Consider the following 17512-nt stretch of genomic DNA (forward strand, 5'->3'; position numbering starts at 1 on the left):
GACATATCCCATTAGCGGCAGCTAAACAAATCAAAACCGGCTGAGCAGTAAAGAGTTCGTTCCTCCACGTCTGGTCCTCGCAATGTTCGCAAGCGACGCCTCCGCGGCACCTCAGCGTCCTGCGTGACAGGGTATCGGCTCCTTGTTTTGTCGGCACGTATCGCTCGCGCCGCCATTGCGATCGAGGAACCCAGTGCAAATCCGCGTACGGCATACGCATGAGCTTCGGAGCCTCACGCCAGTGCAGGGATGGCCAATCTAAGGCATCTGTCTTGAACGGCTACGACAACATCGGCGAGTCCAGGCGACAACGCCAGCAACCGATCGATTGTCGCGCGACCGGCTGCTCCTCCCATTATCTTTGGTTGGTAGTCGAGGCGCGGATCTCTGTTTTGAGCGTAAACTGGATAAATATCTAAACGGATCTGCTTCGCACCAAAGTGGAAGCAAGGCAGAATGGACTCCCCTTTGCTGTTTCCGGACCCAAATGCAAAATTGCCGACACTGTATAATATCGGCCGACCATTATAAATCTCGATCGGCTGAAGGATGTGGGGATGATGGCCGATGACTGCGTCCGCACCCAGGTCGATAAATAGCCGTGCTTTCATGCGGTCTTGCTCGGTAGGTTGGCGCTGGTATGGCAAACCCCAATGTACCATCACGGCGATCCGATCGACCAGTGGACGAAGTTGGGCCAGATCACGCTCGACGAATTCGGGCACATCTTGTGCGGAGCCTGGAAGTTCGCCACGAGCCGCTGTTCGACGGTTCCAGTAATATCCGAGAAGTCCGATGCGGATATCTGCGCCATCAAAAATCGCCGGGTGGTAAGCAGAGCTCTGGTTCCTACCACCACCGTACGGTTGGATATACTGTCGCTCTAACGTGGCTAGCGTCTCAACCACGCCACCCCGACCGCAGTCTTGAATGTGGTTATTCGCGACAGTCATGGCAGCGAAGCCTGCACGACGTAAGACAGAGGCTGACTTGGGGTCCACTTTGTATGAGTAGTTCCGAGTGGTACCTGCTTTCTCAGAGATGGTGGAGAACGGCCCCTCAAGGTTTCCCGTTATCAAAGCGCAGCGTCTAAAGATCGGCCTGACCCAGGCGAAGGCATAGTCTGGGCCAAACCTGCGGATACGATGACGCATCCGCATCCCGGTCATCACATCTCCGACCGCCGCCAAATGGTACGGAGCGCTGGCGGACGAAGAGAGGAACTGTTCAAGTTGGTCCGGGTCGATGAGATCGATGTCATCCGGAATTATGACCTCTGAAAACTTCTCGCGAATTTTTACAACATGGCGCCGGACTTCTTCCGATTCACCGAGGCGGTAAAGGGGTGGCTGAACGGAGGGTGCCAACAATGTCTCAACCGCTGAAGAACTAAAGCCGATCCCACGCTTCTCAAAAACGCTTCGGATCAGTGTTTCGTAACGGCTGCTGAATCTCATTCGGTCTGCATGAAGCAAACACGAGGCAAAGCTCTTCGGAAGTGACCTGAGGGCGCGCGTTCGAATTCCGGAAGGAGCATACGGGCTATCAGAAAGTCGTCCCAGCGCCAAAAGGGCAGCTACAACTAACGAAATGCAAGTAAGTTCGTCTCCCGGAAAAGCCTTGTGTAGGTCCCACATTGTCGCCGCTATGACTTGCGCGACCAGCGCCTCCGGCGGTGGCATCTCGGCGTCGTCCATACGCGAATCATTGGCAAGAGTATCCGATGGTACGAACTCGGCATCATGACGGAGGTGCCAACACCATACGTAGGGAGTCGACAGCATCGCGGCCGCAAAGTATGCGCTCAAGGCGTACTCAAGGGGACCAGGCTTACTGAAACTGGCGCGCGGTGCATGCAGCCTGTCAGCTTGGATGTCAGCGGTATGGCGCACCACGTGAAACCCGAATGCCTGATATATGAAACTGGCATTGTGCGAGGGGTCGCACAGATAAGCACCGCCTGAAATTCGTGGAAGCCACCCTTCCGCTGTGACTGCACGCCCCGGGCCGAACAGCAATTCCCCACAGAGGGGGATCGAAAAATCATCGAGATTTTCGATTCTTGCTGGATATCGGTATTTGGTCCCTTTGACCGGCACCAACCTAAGCAGATCCCCGTTAACTCCCCCTTGTTTCGGCTGGTGCGCATTAACGATCGCTCTGACCTTCGGCAACGGGCCCTCGCCGAGTGAACGCAGCACTTCGTTCACTCGATGAGCTATCAAGGAGACGTGGTAGTAGACGTTGACCTGGCCGAAGCGTGCCGCGGCCTCACAACCTTCCTGTTCACCAAGAATTCCGCCGCCGAAAGGCTTGAAAACATAGTTACCTTGCTTGTCGGGCAGTGCTTCGCCCATCTCACCCGTGGGCCAGTGAACATCCGTGGCTGGATGACCGATTACGTCCACGTACCGCCCACGCAGCCCTTGCCTCCCCGTGTTTTGGCAAAGATAAGGCAGTTCGACCTCGGTTGAATGCACCCGGCCGCCAGTAAAATCTGAATCGCAACGCTCCCAGACGTAAACAGATCCAGTCGCCATCTTTTTCCCCAAAGCTACTGCTTCTTCTGCGAACGCTGAGACGCAAGAATTCACAAGTCTTGCGCTCCGCAATCCTGCGAACCTTTCGCCGACGGGTGCTGAAATTGATCGAAAGGACACGCCGTCGGTTGCCCTGAGGCCAACTCTCTACAGGGCGTGGAGATTGTCCTTCAACATGCTCTGAGGCCGCATTTTCGCTCCATGGTGGGAAGCTGGATCCGAGTCTGCAGCCCAGCTTCCGGCAGCGTTTTGGCCTCAATTCGCCTGCCCCTGATGGGGGCTACACAAATCAATCTCCTGACGAGGCACATCTATCCGATGCTTGCGACCGGCTTTTTCTTCTCTCCGCTTATTCGAACTGCCTTACTGAGGCCGCCTGCTGAACCGTTATTCTCACCCGATCCAGCGAGCTCTTGCCGAGCGCTCTCCAATGCCTTCGCCGCAGATCCCTCCTTAATCACCTTAAGTTCTTCCGCGACCATATTTGATTTTATGAGACGCCACTTGTCGAGGGAGGCGGCGCGCACGAAGCCGTAAGCCGATGGCATACGGACCATCAGCCAGCCTAGCTTCAACAATTCCTCCGTGAAGCCTCTCACGAACGCCGCCCCGCCGACACGCCGTCCGGTCAGGCGCCTGAATGTCTTGTACGACATTCTTGCACGGGTTCGCGGCTGTCCCGCTTTGTTTGTGGTGCGTTTCAAAGTCAAAGCAACGAGTGTCGCCGCATCACTTAGCGAAACACTCGGTGTTGCAATCGGCGAAACAGTGTTCATAACCTTACTCTCCTTAGCTTGAGCAGAATCGATAAACTCATCACTGCTATCGAACGTCGTTCGTCTCGGGCCGAACTGACGGAAACGGGGCCACTTCATCGAACCAGCCATCCTTTTTTGCCAAATACGACATTGCCATTGCGTGCATGGCAGCCTTTATTTGCGGTGGCCGCGACTGAGACATAGATGCGAGGGGTTCCGCGGCTAGCTCACCAGATCTCGACAAAAGCGCCATTTTGGCACCCGATCCGTCAGTGCTCCATCTCAAAGTTAGAACCAAACCACCACTCTGTAGGTGCCGACGTAGGTCGGTATCAGTATCCGGCTCGGAACTGACCAATATTAGTCGTGTGATCGGCAAGGTCGACAGCGCACGGCGGGGCCATTCATCTTCGCTGTTGACAATGAAATAGCCCTGGTTTCCGCACTGCAACACTCGCTGAGCGAGATCTTCGAGAACTGTACCATTGTCTGCATCCGTTCGAGTCATCGAGACCGCACGGCAAGCACCCAGACAAAGACCGCTCGCCCAAAGTCTGTCCGGAGAGGCTGCATAAACCAGGGCTTCCAGGAACGGGTCTCTGGCCAGCATTTGCGGGGTTGTCCGCCGCCCAAATTCCTGGGGTACAGTGTTGATGTAAGCGCCTCTTTTCGACAAGAGACCAACTCTTCGCCCTTCCGCCTGGAACCGATGATCGATTGCTGTCGCCACCGCACCAGTGTGTCGATCGCCGATGACGAGTACGGTGGCAATTTCCGAAGAGCCCGGCTCATTGTACATATTGGCCAGGATTATCTCACTCACATCTCTCGAGGTCCCCGCTCGCGGCCAAAGATGAAACTCGATCCCCGGCCGTGCATTTACCTCGATGACAGTACACCCGACCTCTTTGTATGATCTTGCAATATCGGGCATGATGAGATCTATCCCGGCAATGTTAAGGCCGATGACTCTCACGATGCGCTCGCACAGTTGCCTGTTATCTGGATGAACGGAGTTTGTAACATCGACCGGGACGCCTCCACGGGCGAGGTGGCCGGTAGGTCGGAGAACCAAAGGCTGCCCGGAAATTGGGACGGACTCCAGCGTAAGACGACGCAAGGCTAGGTGCCGTAGCAGCTCATCGTCAATCTCTACAGGAGAAAGACGTCTCCCGTCTCTGTCGGGTTCTCGGTTCAAATCATGAATCAGGTCAACTATCGTTTTTTCACCGTCGCCAACGACTTGGGGGGGGCAACACATGACCGCCGCCACGAGATGATAGTCAACGACTGTCGCTCGAAATTCCGGGCCGGCGATGAACTGCTCAACCAAGACGCCAAACCGCTCTGACTGAGTGACGTCGTGCGCTATATCGAATGCAGCCTCAACTGCACGGCGTCCCCGCAGTTTAACCGAGACTCCCCGCCCCTGATTTCCCTGAACCGGTTTGACCACGACGGTCTTACCCAGCTGTTTGGCGGCAGCGACGGCCTCAGGTTTGGTGCGAACGGTAATCTGACGGGGTACTGGGATCCCCGCTTGCGCCAAAAGTCTGTTGCCCAGCCTTTTGTCCAAGGCCACCTTCGCCGACGCAAACGATGTAGAACCCGATATCGTCGAGAACAGCTGCTTCTGGTGCTTGCCTTGGCCAAGGCGAAGGTGGTTACGGGCAATGAATTCGAACGGGATGTGATTTCTCTTAGCTGCAGCTACAAGCACAGCGGTCGAATTTGAAAGACGTCGTCTCTTCGCCCTTTCCAGGTTTAGCTCCCGAGTCTGAGCGTATTTCGCTGCCCCGTCCTCGCCTCGCGCCGCCTCACCAATCGCGTCAACGACAGCCGAAGCAGCCGCGCGCGACATCTGCGGGTCATCCGACTCCCAAACGATTGCAAGATGGCTTTCGGACGGATCGCCTATTAGCGACGCCGTCGGCGAAAACGAATAGAAATTCATCGCGCGGCGAAGCTCAAGATCAGCGGACAGGATTGCGTCGGCAATGTAGCGAGGGACCAAAGCGTTTTGTGCACAACCGGGAAACATTTCGGACAGCGCTGAGCGAGCCAGCGCAGTAAAATCGGAGATGCAAGAAACCGCTAGCCGCCCGATATTCAGGGTTAATTTGACCACCGTGTTCGTGCTATGCACGTTAAGTCCCGATAGCACCTTAAAACTGACAATCTCAAGTTGTCCAAACTCTTCAGATAGGCTGACCATAACCCCACTTTTGACCCCGGATGTTCACGCTCCGCCTGCTTTTCGACCGTCTCCCACAATACAGACTTCCTGACCACGCTTCCGCTGCAGCCACTTCAAATGCATCTCGAAACGGGCATCGCATCGATGGGCATGAGCGGCTTCGGCAAGACCCGATGTGAAGGGGCGAAGATGTGGCGCATTCCACCACATTTAAGCACGCTTTATCTCTGATCCCCCGCGTTCAGCCTAAACGCTACGGCCGCAGCATCCGGAAGTCGCGTTCTTATTCTCTTGAAAGACCAGTGGATTTCCCGCCGGCCTGATCCGGACAATGCAGCTGGATGGTATGTGGCCTCGCGGGGAGATGTCGTCATGCATTCGAATGGCAGAGATCCAGACATTATAGTGTTAATAGCCGTTAAAAGTCGTCAGCTTGGGTATGTATTTTAGGCATCTAATGCTATTTATCTAATCATATTTATCCAATCATATTGGTTATTGGATAATCGATTGCAAACGGAGAGGAGTATAGAAAAGGGCTTAATCTTATACATAGAACAGAAAAGACTTCTAAATGCCATCCAAATGTAAGTTGGGGGGTTCATGTCCGTTTCAAGAATTAAGCGCGGGCGCCTGAAGAGAGCTAAACGAGCATTCGCCACCCGCCGGGTCGCCGCATCTCACATGCGCACACTCGTTACCGGACCTATACAGCCCGTCGCTGGCGATCTTGTTTTGGCGCGCGTTGATGAACTCGGCAATCACAGCAGACTGGAGCTCATCTGCGGGCGAAAGGCGATCATGTTTCGCGGAGATGAGATAATCCTCTGTTATGGAAACAGGTACGCTCCTGACCAGTTCGAGGCGGTAATAGGCCCCGATCTGGGGCCGTGCGACTTGGTAGCGGGGGGCGGCATCGCGGCATGTGAGCTTTCCAGGCATGCTCGCATGCTGGCGCCAACCAAGATCACCCCTCTCGGCCTGATTGGCGACAAATTCGGTCGCCGGCTAAACGTGTGGGATTACAAGGTCAGCTCCGACGATTTGCCCCCTTCCCTGCCGATTGTTCTGTCGCTTGGGACGTCAATGAACGCCGGCAAGACATTGACGGCAACGTCATTGGTCCGAGGGTTCAAAAAGGCGGGACTGAAGGTCGCGGCACTGAAAATTACAGGAACTGGCTCGGGTGGCGACACTTGGATTGTGCGGGATGCCGGAGCCGACATCGTTCTTGATTTCACAGATGCCGGATTTGCAACGACGTATTTAGCCCCGGTAGAGTTGATTGAGAAGGGCGCGTTCCGCCTACTGAACCATGCCGCTGAAAATGGATGTGACGTCGCTGTTATTGAGATTGCCGATGGGCTGCAGCAGAAGGAAACTTCCGAGCTAATTCTGGCTGAATCTTTTCGGAGCATGGCTCTTGGCGCGATTTTCGCTTCCTATGACGCGATGGGAGCAAAGTATGGAGTTGATACCCTCCGCGCTGCTGGCCACAAGGTACTTGCAATTAGTGGCAGGATCGGCCGATCGCCGCTCGGTGTGAGGGAGGCTGAAGAAGCCACTGGCCTGCATGTCTATTCCCCATGGGAGCTCCAGGATGGGGCACTCAGCCCCGTTCTAAAGGCTCGCGCTTCTGAAAAACTGGCTAACGGACAGGGCAATAATCCATATCTACGGCGTATTGCTGATTCCCCAAATCCAATGACGGCACTCGACCAGGGTCGAGCCTACTCTTCCCAGCTGCGAATTGATTTTTTGGGGAAGCTTGCGCACGAACTGATTCAGGCAGAGTTGGGAGAAACACCTGGTCCGGGAAGGCCTGCCAGTGACAGCAGGGCGACATGGCCCAGTCCCTTTGGGAGCGTCTCGGTCACCTTACCCGAGTTGCTATCGCAAAGCTCGAACCCCGCGTTTATGTCGATCCAGGCGCCCGCTGAGTTGATAGAAGCGGCAGTTTTGGCAAAAACCCGTGGAGCCCTCAAGTCATCTCTGGGCAGCCTGGTCCAAGCCCTCGGGTGCCCTCCCCTGTCCGCCACCCAAATGTACAACCTCGTGAGCGGAGCTTGGTCGATGTTCGAGGCAGTTGATCACGATGAACGCCTTTGGGCAGCAAATCGGCTTCAGCCAAATGTTCTTGCGGGACCTGCTTTGAGCCCTCATGACGATTTGGATGGGATGATCATGAATTTCTCGGGAATTTTCAACGAGGACCCCGACCAGCATGCCCCGCTTGGACGGGCGTGAAAGACGGTGTCCTTGCTGAGAACACGAGGTAGGCGGCGGTACAGCGCCCCCCTCAGCGAAATGTGGCGAAGGTCGATACCCGGCCTTGCTGCGGTTGTGGGTTTTGGTGTCTGTATCAATGCGCTCCGATTTGCTGGGCCGCTTTATTTTATACAAATATTCGACCGGGTCATTTCCAGCCGGAGCGTGGAAACCCTCGTTATTCTGACCTTGGCCGCCTTGCTCGCTCTGGTAACCGGCGTCGTGCTGGAAGCCATTCGTCGTCGTATGCTTTCCCGCTGGAGCGTTTGGATCGAGCACCACTTGACCAGCCAGTCCGTGAAAGCCGGATTGACGGCAGGCATCCCCAATCCGCCGCTTCTGACCAGCATCGAGAAAGTCTCCAGCTTTGTTGAGCGAGGGCTAGCTGCTTGGCTGGACGTGGTCTGGGCTCCCGTTTTCCTGTTATGTGTATACTTGATCCATCCTGTTCTCGGCCTGATCGCGTTGGCAGGCATGGCTTTGTTGACAGGTATGAGCCTGCTCAAAGAAAAGATCACACAAGAGCCCCGCCAAGCTGAACGTGAAGCTGCCAAGCAGGCGAAAGAGGTATTGATCTCAGCGGAAAGGCACAAAGACGTAGTCGGCGCCTTCGCAATGGCCGACGCGATCGCCGGTCGCTGGGGTAGGAACAGAGTAGATGGCTTTTTGCAGCGGGAGCGGCTTAATGCCAGAGGATCGAGCCTTGATGCAGCGATCCGGGCGCTGAACCGTTGCGTTTACATAGTTCTATTGGCATCGGGCATCTGGCTGTTCCTGAACGATTCGGCGTCCCTCGGAGGCGTATTTGCAGCCCGGCTCATTGCCAGATTTGCTTACAGAATGGTGGAAAAGGCAGTTCGGGAGCTCAGAAGCCTCAGGGAAGCGCGGGAGGGATACTCTCAGATCAAGGCGGAGCTTGCCAAACCGTTGGACGTAGAGCCGTCCCTGCTTCCTGGAACGCCGCAAGGCTCGTTAGTTCTCGATCAAGTTACATTCAGGCATGCTGGATCGCGAGCAGACGTATTTAGGAAACTGTCGCTTTCTCTGGCTCCTGGGGAATTGCTGCTGGTCATAGGACGTGCAGCCACCGGCAAGACGACGCTTTCTCGTCTTCTCATTGGTTTGCTCAAGCCCCGCACCGGTCAGATCCGCTTGGGAGACATGGACATAACCAGGCTTCCGGATAATGTTAGAGTTGGAGGCATCGGCTATTTACCTCAGCACGTTGAACTTTTTGACGGAACCGTCGCGGAAAATATTGCACGTTTTCAACAAAGTTCTATCGATGACGTGGTTTCCGCAGCAAAAATAGCCGGAATACACGAAGTTATCGTTCGTCTGGGCCAGGGTTATGACACTTTGCTTAACGACTCGGTCGGCCTGTCCGGGAGTGAACGGAAGCGAGTAGCCCTTGCCCGCGCGCTCTTTCGCGCGCCGAGACTTATTGTCTTGGACGAGCCATTCGCCAATTTGGACGCTGCCTCGAAGAAGACCCTCGAGTCGGCGGTTAGGCTTATGAAGGATGCGGGAAGCTCGGTAATTGTCACCATATCCGGACAGACCAACCGTCTTGCCGGATTAGTTGATAGGTCGCTGATCCTAGGAAGTCGATCGCCCGAGCTCACCGGAGGTTCCGTTCGTCCCGTTGCTTTCGGGAAAACTGAATTGCGGAGCGTTAAGTGATAGCTTCGCTCGCCCTTGGCACCAAACACCCCGGTACCCAGCGAGCCGAAGATCCGCCGCCGTTTGGTAGGCGTTTAGTGATCTCTGGTTTCGCGATTGTCGCTGCCTTCTCGACCCTGACCGGCATGTGGCTTGTCGCGGCACCTATCCAGGGTGCGGTCTTGGCCACCGGGGTGGTGAATGTCGCGTCAAACGTAAAGACAGTTCAGCACCTCGAAGGCGGCATCATATCAGAGATATTGGCTCAAGAAGGAGATCGCGTGTCGCCAGGCCAGGTGTTGATACGATTGCAAAACACCGCTTCGGCGGCTGCTGCAAATGAAATCAAGGCGCAGTGGTACGAGGCGAAGGCTACGGAAGCGCGCTTGGTCGCGGAAAGAGATGGAAAGGACTCGATCGAAATTCCGCCTGAATTGAAAGCGTCCGGCAAATTGGCAGCGGATGCTGCTTCCGGGCAGGAGAGTGTCTTTCGGACACGTCAAAACCTCTTCAGAGAGCAGCTCTCCCTGCTGCAGCAAGCAACCGGAAGCATGGCGAAGGAGATAGAGGGTTTTGAAGGGCAAGTGGTAGCGGCTACCCGGAAGCTCGAGCTGATCGAGGAGCAATTAGGTGATGTGCGCAGCCTGTACGAAAGGAAGTTGGTAGTCAGGACACGCCTTGTAGATTTGGAAAGAGAAAAGGCGGACGTGGGAGGTGCCCTAAGCGGGTATGTAGCGTCGATCGGCGCGACCCAGCAAAAGATGGAGGAGACGAAATTCAAGATTGCCGAACTTAGCGCCTCGACGACGGCCGATATCGTCGAGACACTAGGAGAAACCCGCGCCAAAATATACGAATACGAGCAGCGAATGGCCGCTGCTGATGACGTGGCGACGCGCACCGAGATACGTGCTCCTATCGGAGGCACCATAGTGGGACTTAAGGTCCACACGAACGGAGGGGTCGTAACGGCGGGAGAGCCGCTGATGGACATCGTCCCTCAGGAGGATAGCTTCGTTGTTGTGGCAAACGTTGACCCCCTCGACGTCGATCAGGTGAAAGTGGGGCTGCACGCGACGGTGTGGCTTAGCGCTGTGAACAGACGTTACCAGCAACCGATGAGCGGTGACGTTCGCACTCTTTCAGCTGACCGGCTAATTGACCCTCGGACCGGTCAGGCTTTTTATTCAGTCCGAATTGTTCTGAGGCCGGAGTCTTTGAAGCCTGGAGCATTGCAAGCTGGAATGGGCACACAGGTCATGATCGAAACTGGAGCGAGGTCAGCATGGGAGTATCTCAGCGCGCCGGTCTATGCCGCTATGGGACGTGCTCTTCGTGAATAAAGAGAACGAGCAATAGACAAAGACTTTTACGCTCCCGTTCAAGTATAATTGGGGCGAGTATCGAGTATTATGTCTTCTTCCAGATTCGCGGCCACCAGTCGACGCGTCGCCGCCGCTCGGCCCTGTCGACGCCGCGCATGCGCAGGCCGAACTCGACATTCTCGCGCACGGTGAGGAATGGAAACAGCGCCAAGCTCTGCCAGGCCATCGGCGTATCCCGCCGCCAGGTGACGGCTTTCGTCGATCAGCACGGCCATTGAACACCAAGTGCCTGGATCGCTGCCATTCGAATGCACGACGACATCGCTCCCGACAGCCACATATCATCCAACTGAAACGCAATTTGTATTTCATTTCTTTGATTAAGGTCATCTCAATAAGGGTGGAAACCATGGCCAGCAACGCCAAACTCGCTGAATCAGCTCGCGAAACGCCAAAGCTTAACATGAAACCGATCGAGGAGATTGACAGCAAGCAAATCTCCACGGCAATCCGACAAAATCGGCCGTTTGTTGTTCGAGGCTGGGTTGCAGCCTCCGACGGTTGGGGATTGGATGACCCCAAATGGGCGCGGCATACCGGGCAGGTTACGGTGGTTCCAGGGGACGAGACCACGGTTTCCACTGCATCCTATGTCTTACGCAAGAGCGGGATGACACACGAGATGACCTTCCGTGAGTTGTTCGAGCGGATCCTAGGCCAGGGGGAATGGCAACCACTGATCGATGCAAACGAGCGCTACTACATGTTTGGTGGGAAAGTCCCGAGCAGTCTTCTCGAGGCATTGCCTTGGCCAAGCGACCTGGAGTTCGTTGGCTCGTCTCCTTATGTTGCTTCCGAAGGGGTTACCGCCAAGGCGCATTATGATCATTGGTACGCATTCCTGGTGCAGCTACACGGGACAAAAGCCGTAAAAATGTTCCCCCCTTGGGATTATAGTTTCATCTATCCGCAGCATGAAAAGACGGCCGACAAGCCCAGGCGGGCGCTTGTGGATTTGAATAATCCCGATTTTGACCAGTTCCCGTTGTTGAATCAACTGCATGGAGAGATTGCCGTACTGAATGCAGGTGACGTTTTGTATATGCCGGTCGATTGGTGGCATGAGGTTGAAACCGAGGGATTCTCTGTCAGCATCAACCGGCGTTTGAGACGGAGTGCGCTGGACTGGGCCGGCGCTCTGCTTGTATTCGGCTATCAGGTCCTGCAAGGCGCATACCGTTACGGCATCGAACCGATCCCCGCCGACGAAATTAAGACTCTGGCCCAGCATGCCTATGTTGAGTGGAAGAGCGACACCGGCAAAACCGAATACGATCAATGGTGCGCATTCCTGGCGCAGTTGGGGCGGGACCAAGCAAAGGCGTTGCGGATCCCCGAAGATCTCGGAGTCCTCATGGCGCGGTGGTTTCAGACCGAGCAAGACCTAACGAAGGCAGAGTTTGAGGCGCTCTCGCATCCCGCGGTTGGACTACCTGTTCGGCAGTGACCTGCATCCCGGATTTCTGACCATTCTGAGCTGGAATTTTCCACTGAGTTGAAGTTTTCGGAGGTGCAGATCGCCTTCATCCTGCGACAAGCTGAGGAGGGGACGGCGGTTACGCGATGGTTTGGCTGAGCGCTGTGAGCAGACGTTACCAGCAAGCGATGAGCGGCGACATGCGCACTCTTTCAGCTGACCAACTGATTGATCCTCGGACCGGTCAAACTTTCTATTCAGTTCGAATTGTTCTGAGACCGGAGTCTTTGAAAGCAGCGCCTGTAGCATTGCAAGCTGGGATGGGCACGCAGGTCATGATCGAACCTGGAGCGAGGTCTGCATGGGAGTATCTCAGCGCTCCTGTCTACGCCGCTATGGGTCGCGCCCTTCGTGAATAACGAGAACGAGCAATAAAAAAAGAATTTCGAGCTCAAGTTAAAGTATAATTTTGGCGAATATAATGTCTTATTCCAGAATTCGCGGGACCAAAAGAGAGCTAAACGTGAATTCTCTACCCGCCGGGTCGCGGCATTTCACATGCGCACACTTGTCACCGGACCCATACAGCCCGTCTCTGGCGATCTTGTTTTGGCGCGCGGAAACACCGCTTACGATTTTCCTTGCTATAGTGCTTCATATGGCGCGCCGGCAAGTGGACTCTGCTCACCGGCAGCAACGCAGCTTGAATTGGCAGCTCGACGAGTGTGGGGAAAGGCGGTAGCGCTCTACCGACTCGACCCCCCGAACACGTTTGATGCCGCTAATCCTTGCCGCTCATCAGCTCAGAAAGTAGGCGCCTGCTGGGAAGGACGGGCCAGGCGCGAAGCCTCGTTTGATTCCCTCGCGACCGCCCAGCTTCGAGCATCCGACGTGAGATTGCTTCCTGTTGCTGTCGCAGGTGATCGCTCAGCAGCTTGTTGCGCGTGATGTAGCCTGCGTTACCCCCCGGGATCGAGTGGTTCATCAGAAGATGGACGTCCAACTCCGCAACGCCTGCAGCCTGGGCGATTGTCCGGAAAGTCTGCCGCAGGTCATTCCCCCATTTCGACAGATCGCTGCGTTTCTCTTGTGCTCGATGACGTGACCGCGTTCGCTCTCTGATGGGAATAGCCAGTCACGCGATTGCTCGGGGTAGAGAGTCCTACCGATGCGCATCACTCGAACCAGGCAGCGGACGCAGACCAGGACCATGGAGTGCAGTCACCTGGCCAATGTTTCGGCTTAAGAAGCAGGGACGGAAGCCGCACCGAGCTTCGTATAAGCCGAAGGAACGCCGCGTTGACTAGCCGATAACCCACTAAAACCGTGGATTTATTGAAACGCACGAGCATATTACGGGTCGGGCGCGCAGTGGTTGAAAATGCTTGCGTCGCGCTATGTTATTTGCATGCTGCGCCGTTTCTTTCTCTGTCGTTCGTGGCGCTGGCATGCTCTGATCCCTCAAAAAGGGTGTGTCATTGGTTTTCAGTTTTTGAGACGGCGGTGGGCCTATCGTTTGTCCGCTTGCCGAACAGGGAGGAAGACAATGGACGGAGAATCGCATTCCAAATCAAGGCGAAGCTTTCTGAAGTCGAGCGGACTTGTCGCCGGGCTGACGGCGACGGCGGTTACCGCTCCCTGGGTTCGAAGGGCAGGAGCCGCTGACACAATCATCTGGAAAATTCAAACCTCGTGGCCGGCTGGCGTCGGACTTGAAACTTTCCAGAGCTGGTGTGGGGCCATCAAGGAAAAGACCGGAGGCCAACTCGAATTTCAGCCGTTCAAGGCAAAGGACATCGTTGGTGACTTCGAACTCCTCGACGGGGTGAAGAACGGCGTTCTGGAAGCGATGAACTCGTTTTCACTTTACTGGGCCGGTAAGCTTCCCGCTGCGGCGTTCCTCTCCTCTTACACGATGGGGCTACGCTATCCGCACGAATGGGACATCTTTTTCTATTCGAAAGGTGGTCTGCAGGCCGCGCGCGACCTTTATGCGAAACAAGGTCTTTACTACGTCAACCGCATTCATCACGGCCCGAACATCATCCACTCAAAGACACCGATCCGCTCGATCGAGGATTTCAGAGACCTGAAGCTGCGCGTACCTGGCGGCATGATCGCCGAGACATTCGCAAAAGCCGGCGCCAAGACGACGCTGCTGCCGGGCGGCGAGGTGTTCTCCGCGCTGGAGAAAGGCACGATCGATGCAGCCGATTACACTGGGCCGGCGGTAAACTGGGCGCTCGGGTTCCAGCAGGTGACCAAGTACATTTCCATGGGCCCAGCCGGTCTGATGTCCGTATACCAGCCCGTCGACCTGATGGACTTTGCCGTCAACATGAATGTCTGGAACCAACTCCCGGACAACCTCAAGAAGTTCGTGGAAGACGAAATCCAAGTCTATTCCAATGTCCATTTCGGGGCCATCCAGAAGGCCGACATGGAGGCCTGGCAGAAATTCCTGGATGCCGGCATTGAAATCAATCGGCTTGGACCGGAGGACCTCCAGAAGTTCCAGGAAATCGCGGTGCCAATCTGGTTCGAGTGGGCCAACAAGGATAAGGACGCGGCGCGCATCTTCAAACTGCAGCTTGAGGTGATGGAGAACCCGACCGTCGGTTACGTGACCCCGGACATGTATCAGGGATTGTCGATCAACCTCTGAGGCTCTCCGCGCCCGTCCTGTCCGGGCGGGCGCACTCTCCTGCAAGAGGCAGTCGCCGATGCCCTCACTCACATTTGTGCTGCCGCACTGGCTATACTGGTCAAGCCTCGTGCTTTTCCCGCTCGTTGCGGTCTTCCTTGTCCATCGCGAGCGGGCACAGCGCGATGCCGGCCGTCCAAATCTCTTTCTTGCTTACCTGTTCCTGGTCACTGCAGGCTTCCTCGGCATGCACCGGTTTTATCTGAAGAGCAGGTGGGGATTCATTTTTATCCCGCTGTTCATTGCAGTGCTTTGGACGAGCGCCCAGGTACGCGACGGACGTGAGGCAGTGTCGCTCGCGCGATCCCAGAGCGAACACGCCGAAAGGCTGTTGCCGCGTGCCAAGGCAGATGTAGCAGCCAGCAAAGAAGGCGCTGCCGATCGCCTGGCGAAAGCTGAGGCAGACGCCACGGTGGCGCGCGATAATCTGAGCGCCGCCGCCCATGGGCTCGAGCGCGCCAACAGCATTGGCCGAATTGCCGGACTCCTGCTTGGTCTCGCTCTCGCAGGCGACGCCCTTCTAATACCCGGTCTTGTGCGGCGCACCCGCACCCGTGAGATCGCGCGCGCCGCGGCCGACCATCCGCTCGTAGTCGATGTGCCAGCCACGCCCGTCAAGCAACCGCTCGCGTTGTTCCAGCCGGTCGACTGGCTGGTACGCGTGACGGGCGAGTTCGTCGCGTATTGGTCGGTTCTCGCAGTGGTGGCGTACTACTACGAAGTGGTGGCCCGTTTTGTTTTCAACTCACCGACCAACTGGGTACATGAAAGCATGTTTCTTATGTTCGGCATCCAGTACATGCTGGCAGGCGCCTATGCCTACCGTGACGAAACGCATGTCAGGGTAGACATCGTCTACAGCCATCTCTCCGAACGCGGTCGTGCTGTCTGCGACATCATCACCTCGGCCTTCTTCTTCTTGTTCACCGGCACCATGCTGGTCACAGGATGGCGATTTGCGAGCGATGCCACGGCGGTTGGCGAACGCTCATTCACCGAATGGGGCATCCAATACTGGCCGGTAAAGCTCGCGATCCCCATCGGGGCAGCGCTCCTGTTGCTTCAGGGCCTATCCCGGCTGATGCGAGACATCGCCACTGCATTTGGAAGGATCGGCTGAGCGATGGGCCTCGAGCTTCCGATCCTGTGGCTCAGCATATTGATGTTCGGGGGTCTGGGCGTACTTTTGCTGCTCGGATTGCCGATGGCCTTTTGCACCGGCAGCCTTGCCGTGCTTTTCCTCTTTCTGTTCGGCAATTCGGCCATGCTGAACATGCTGCCGTCTCGGGTCTTCCCGTTCATGACGGATTATCAGCTCTCGGCGGTGCCGCTTTTCATCTTCATGGCCGCGATTCTCGAGAAGGCGGGCATCATCGAGGAGCTGTTCGATGTCGTCTACAAATGGCTGGGCGGACTCAAAGGCGGGCTCGCATCGGCCACGGTGATCTCCTGCACGCTGCTGGCCGCGATGGTCGGTGTCGTCGGGGCGACGGAAGTGACGATGGGCATGATCGCGCTCCCGGCCATGCTGCGCCGCAACTACGACGCCAAGCTCGCCTGCGGCTCGCTTCTTGCTGGCGGGACCCTTGGCATTCTCATACCCCCTTCCGTCATGGCGATCGTCTATGCCGTCGTGGCGCAGCAGTCGCTGGGCGAGCTTTTGATCGGGTCGGTATTTCCCGGGCTGCTGCTGTCCGGGATGTATGTCGCCTACGTGACGGCGCGCTGTTACATCGACCCCAAACTCGGCCCGGCGTTGCCGCCGAACGAGCGCATTGACTTCGCCCAAAAACTCAAGCTTTTGCGCCGGACGTTCATGCCGATACTGCTGATCCTGCTTGTGCTCGGGGTCATCTTCATGGGCATTGCCACGCCGGTCGAAGCCGCCGGCATCGGTACGTTCGGGGCTTTCATCGTCTGCGCCGCACATCGGCGCCTGACCTGGGACACGATCCGGGAGGCCTGTGTCGCGACGCTCAAGGCCACGGCGATGGTCATGTGGATATTCTTCGGCGCCACCATGTTCGTCGGTTTCTTCATCCTGAAAGGTGGGCAGAACTTCGTAGCCGAATCGATACTCGGAACAGGCTTGGCGCCTTACGGCGTTCTTGTTCTGATGATGATCATTCTGTTCGTCCTGGGCATGTTTCTGGACTGGGTGGGCATTCTCCTTCTCACCGTACCGATATTTCTGCCCATCCTAAAGCCACTCGAATTCGGCGGCACGTTTGGGCTAGCCGGTGTGGCTCCTGAAGACGTGCCACTGTGGTATGGTGTCATTTTCATGGTCAACATGCAGATGGCGTTCCTTAGCCCGCCTTTCGGCTATTCGCTGTTCTATCTGAAGAGCGTTGCGCCGCCGGAGATCTCGATGGCGACGATCTTTCGATCCGCAGTCCCCTTCTTGTGCCTGCAGGCGATCGGAGTGGGACTGTGCATCGTGTTCCCCTCAATCGTCGTCTGGCTCCCGAAGGTCATGTACGGAGGCAATTGACCACATTTGCGGCTTGCCGACACCGAGGATCAGTCGAATTTGATAGCTTTTCGCTTGGACGGCGTCACCTTTTTGCCTTCCTTTGCG

12 protein-coding genes are annotated in these 17512 nt (G+C 56.2%); 8 read left to right on the plus strand and 4 right to left on the minus strand.

Annotated features, from left to right (window positions below):
• Positions 1-233 precede the first annotated feature (233 nt).
• From NKI70_RS04155 to NKI70_RS04165, 3 genes are all read right to left on the minus strand, one after another.
• Positions 234-2540, minus strand: coding sequence for a CapA family protein (locus NKI70_RS04155; protein WP_352574892.1), 2307 nt, complete (start codon positions 2538-2540; stop codon positions 234-236).
• Between the two features lie 311 nt (positions 2541-2851).
• Complete coding sequence (locus NKI70_RS04160) at positions 2852-3316, minus strand: hypothetical protein (RefSeq protein WP_352457629.1); 465 nt, start codon at positions 3314-3316, stop codon at positions 2852-2854.
• A 46-nt stretch (positions 3317-3362) separates the two neighbouring features.
• Entirely contained in the window at positions 3363-5513 is a 2151-nt protein-coding gene (locus NKI70_RS04165) for an ATP-grasp domain-containing protein (RefSeq protein ID WP_352724327.1), read from the minus strand.
• Positions 5514-6179: 666 nt separating this feature from the next.
• On the opposite strand from NKI70_RS04165, the gene NKI70_RS04170 reads away from it, so the two are divergent.
• The 3 genes from NKI70_RS04170 (at position 6180) to NKI70_RS04180 (ending at position 10768) form a co-directional block, all read left to right on the plus strand.
• Complete coding sequence (locus tag NKI70_RS04170; protein WP_352589759.1) at positions 6180-7742, plus strand: hypothetical protein; 1563 nt, start codon at positions 6180-6182, stop codon at positions 7740-7742.
• A gap of 186 nt (positions 7743-7928) precedes the next feature.
• Positions 7929-9446, plus strand: coding sequence for an ATP-binding cassette domain-containing protein (locus NKI70_RS04175; protein ID WP_352724328.1), 1518 nt, complete (start codon positions 7929-7931; stop codon positions 9444-9446).
• Positions 9443-10768, plus strand: a complete 1326-nt coding sequence (locus NKI70_RS04180) for an HlyD family type I secretion periplasmic adaptor subunit (protein ID WP_352724329.1) — start codon at positions 9443-9445, stop codon at positions 10766-10768. The genes NKI70_RS04175 and NKI70_RS04180 overlap by 4 nt, the downstream gene beginning before the upstream one ends.
• A 67-nt stretch (positions 10769-10835) precedes the next feature.
• Here NKI70_RS04180 and NKI70_RS04185 read toward each other — a convergent pair whose 3' ends face one another.
• A complete protein-coding gene (locus tag NKI70_RS04185; protein WP_352457634.1) occupies positions 10836-10976 on the minus strand; it encodes a hypothetical protein in 141 nt (46 codons plus the stop codon).
• Positions 10977-11159: 183 nt separating this feature from the next.
• Between NKI70_RS04185 and NKI70_RS04190 the strand changes: the two genes are divergently transcribed.
• The 5 genes from NKI70_RS04190 to NKI70_RS04205 all read left to right on the plus strand — a co-directional run bounded on the left by NKI70_RS04190 (position 11160) and on the right by NKI70_RS04205 (position 17425).
• Positions 11160-12257, plus strand: a complete 1098-nt coding sequence (locus tag NKI70_RS04190) for a cupin-like domain-containing protein (protein WP_352724330.1) — start codon at positions 11160-11162, stop codon at positions 12255-12257.
• Positions 12258-12373: 116 nt separating this feature from the next.
• Positions 12374-12646: a beta-barrel domain-containing protein gene (locus tag NKI70_RS33945; RefSeq protein WP_502898915.1), complete on the plus strand. Its 273-nt coding sequence runs from the start codon at positions 12374-12376 to the stop codon at positions 12644-12646.
• A 962-nt stretch (positions 12647-13608) separates the two neighbouring features.
• Entirely contained in the window at positions 13609-14892 is a 1284-nt protein-coding gene (gene dctP, locus NKI70_RS04195) for a TRAP transporter substrate-binding protein DctP (protein WP_352724409.1), read from the plus strand.
• A 58-nt stretch (positions 14893-14950) separates the two neighbouring features.
• Positions 14951-16051: a TRAP transporter small permease subunit gene (locus NKI70_RS04200; RefSeq protein ID WP_352458293.1), complete on the plus strand. Its 1101-nt coding sequence runs from the start codon at positions 14951-14953 to the stop codon at positions 16049-16051.
• A gap of 3 nt (positions 16052-16054) precedes the next feature.
• Positions 16055-17425 (plus strand): TRAP transporter large permease, encoded by a 1371-nt coding sequence (locus tag NKI70_RS04205; RefSeq protein WP_352574876.1) that lies wholly within the window; start codon positions 16055-16057, stop codon positions 17423-17425.
• Positions 17426-17512: the final 87 nt, after the last annotated feature.

It is taken from the genome of Mesorhizobium sp. M0500 (assembly GCF_040321165.1).
Taxonomy (GTDB): Bacteria; Pseudomonadota; Alphaproteobacteria; order Rhizobiales; family Rhizobiaceae; genus Mesorhizobium.

Excerpts from the sequence above, each read along its gene's own strand:
- NKI70_RS04155 (WP_352574892.1), bottom strand. The coding sequence starts at position 2,540 with ATGGCGACTGGATCTGTTTACGTCTGGGAGCGTTGCGATTCAGATTTT.
- NKI70_RS04160 (WP_352457629.1), bottom strand. The coding sequence starts at position 3,316 with ATGAACACTGTTTCGCCGATTGCAACACCGAGTGTTTCGCTAAGTGAT.
- NKI70_RS04165 (WP_352724327.1), bottom strand. The coding sequence starts at position 5,513 with ATGGTCAGCCTATCTGAAGAGTTTGGACAACTTGAGATTGTCAGTTTT.
- NKI70_RS04170 (WP_352589759.1), top strand. The coding sequence starts at position 6,180 with ATGCGCACACTCGTTACCGGACCTATACAGCCCGTCGCTGGCGATCTT.
- NKI70_RS04185 (WP_352457634.1), bottom strand. The coding sequence starts at position 10,976 with ATGGCCTGGCAGAGCTTGGCGCTGTTTCCATTCCTCACCGTGCGCGAG.
- NKI70_RS04190 (WP_352724330.1), top strand. The coding sequence starts at position 11,160 with ATGGCCAGCAACGCCAAACTCGCTGAATCAGCTCGCGAAACGCCAAAG.
- NKI70_RS33945 (WP_502898915.1), top strand. The coding sequence starts at position 12,374 with ATGGTTTGGCTGAGCGCTGTGAGCAGACGTTACCAGCAAGCGATGAGC.
- dctP (WP_352724409.1), top strand. The coding sequence starts at position 13,609 with ATGCTTGCGTCGCGCTATGTTATTTGCATGCTGCGCCGTTTCTTTCTC.
- NKI70_RS04200 (WP_352458293.1), top strand. The coding sequence starts at position 14,951 with ATGCCCTCACTCACATTTGTGCTGCCGCACTGGCTATACTGGTCAAGC.
- NKI70_RS04205 (WP_352574876.1), top strand. The coding sequence starts at position 16,055 with ATGGGCCTCGAGCTTCCGATCCTGTGGCTCAGCATATTGATGTTCGGG.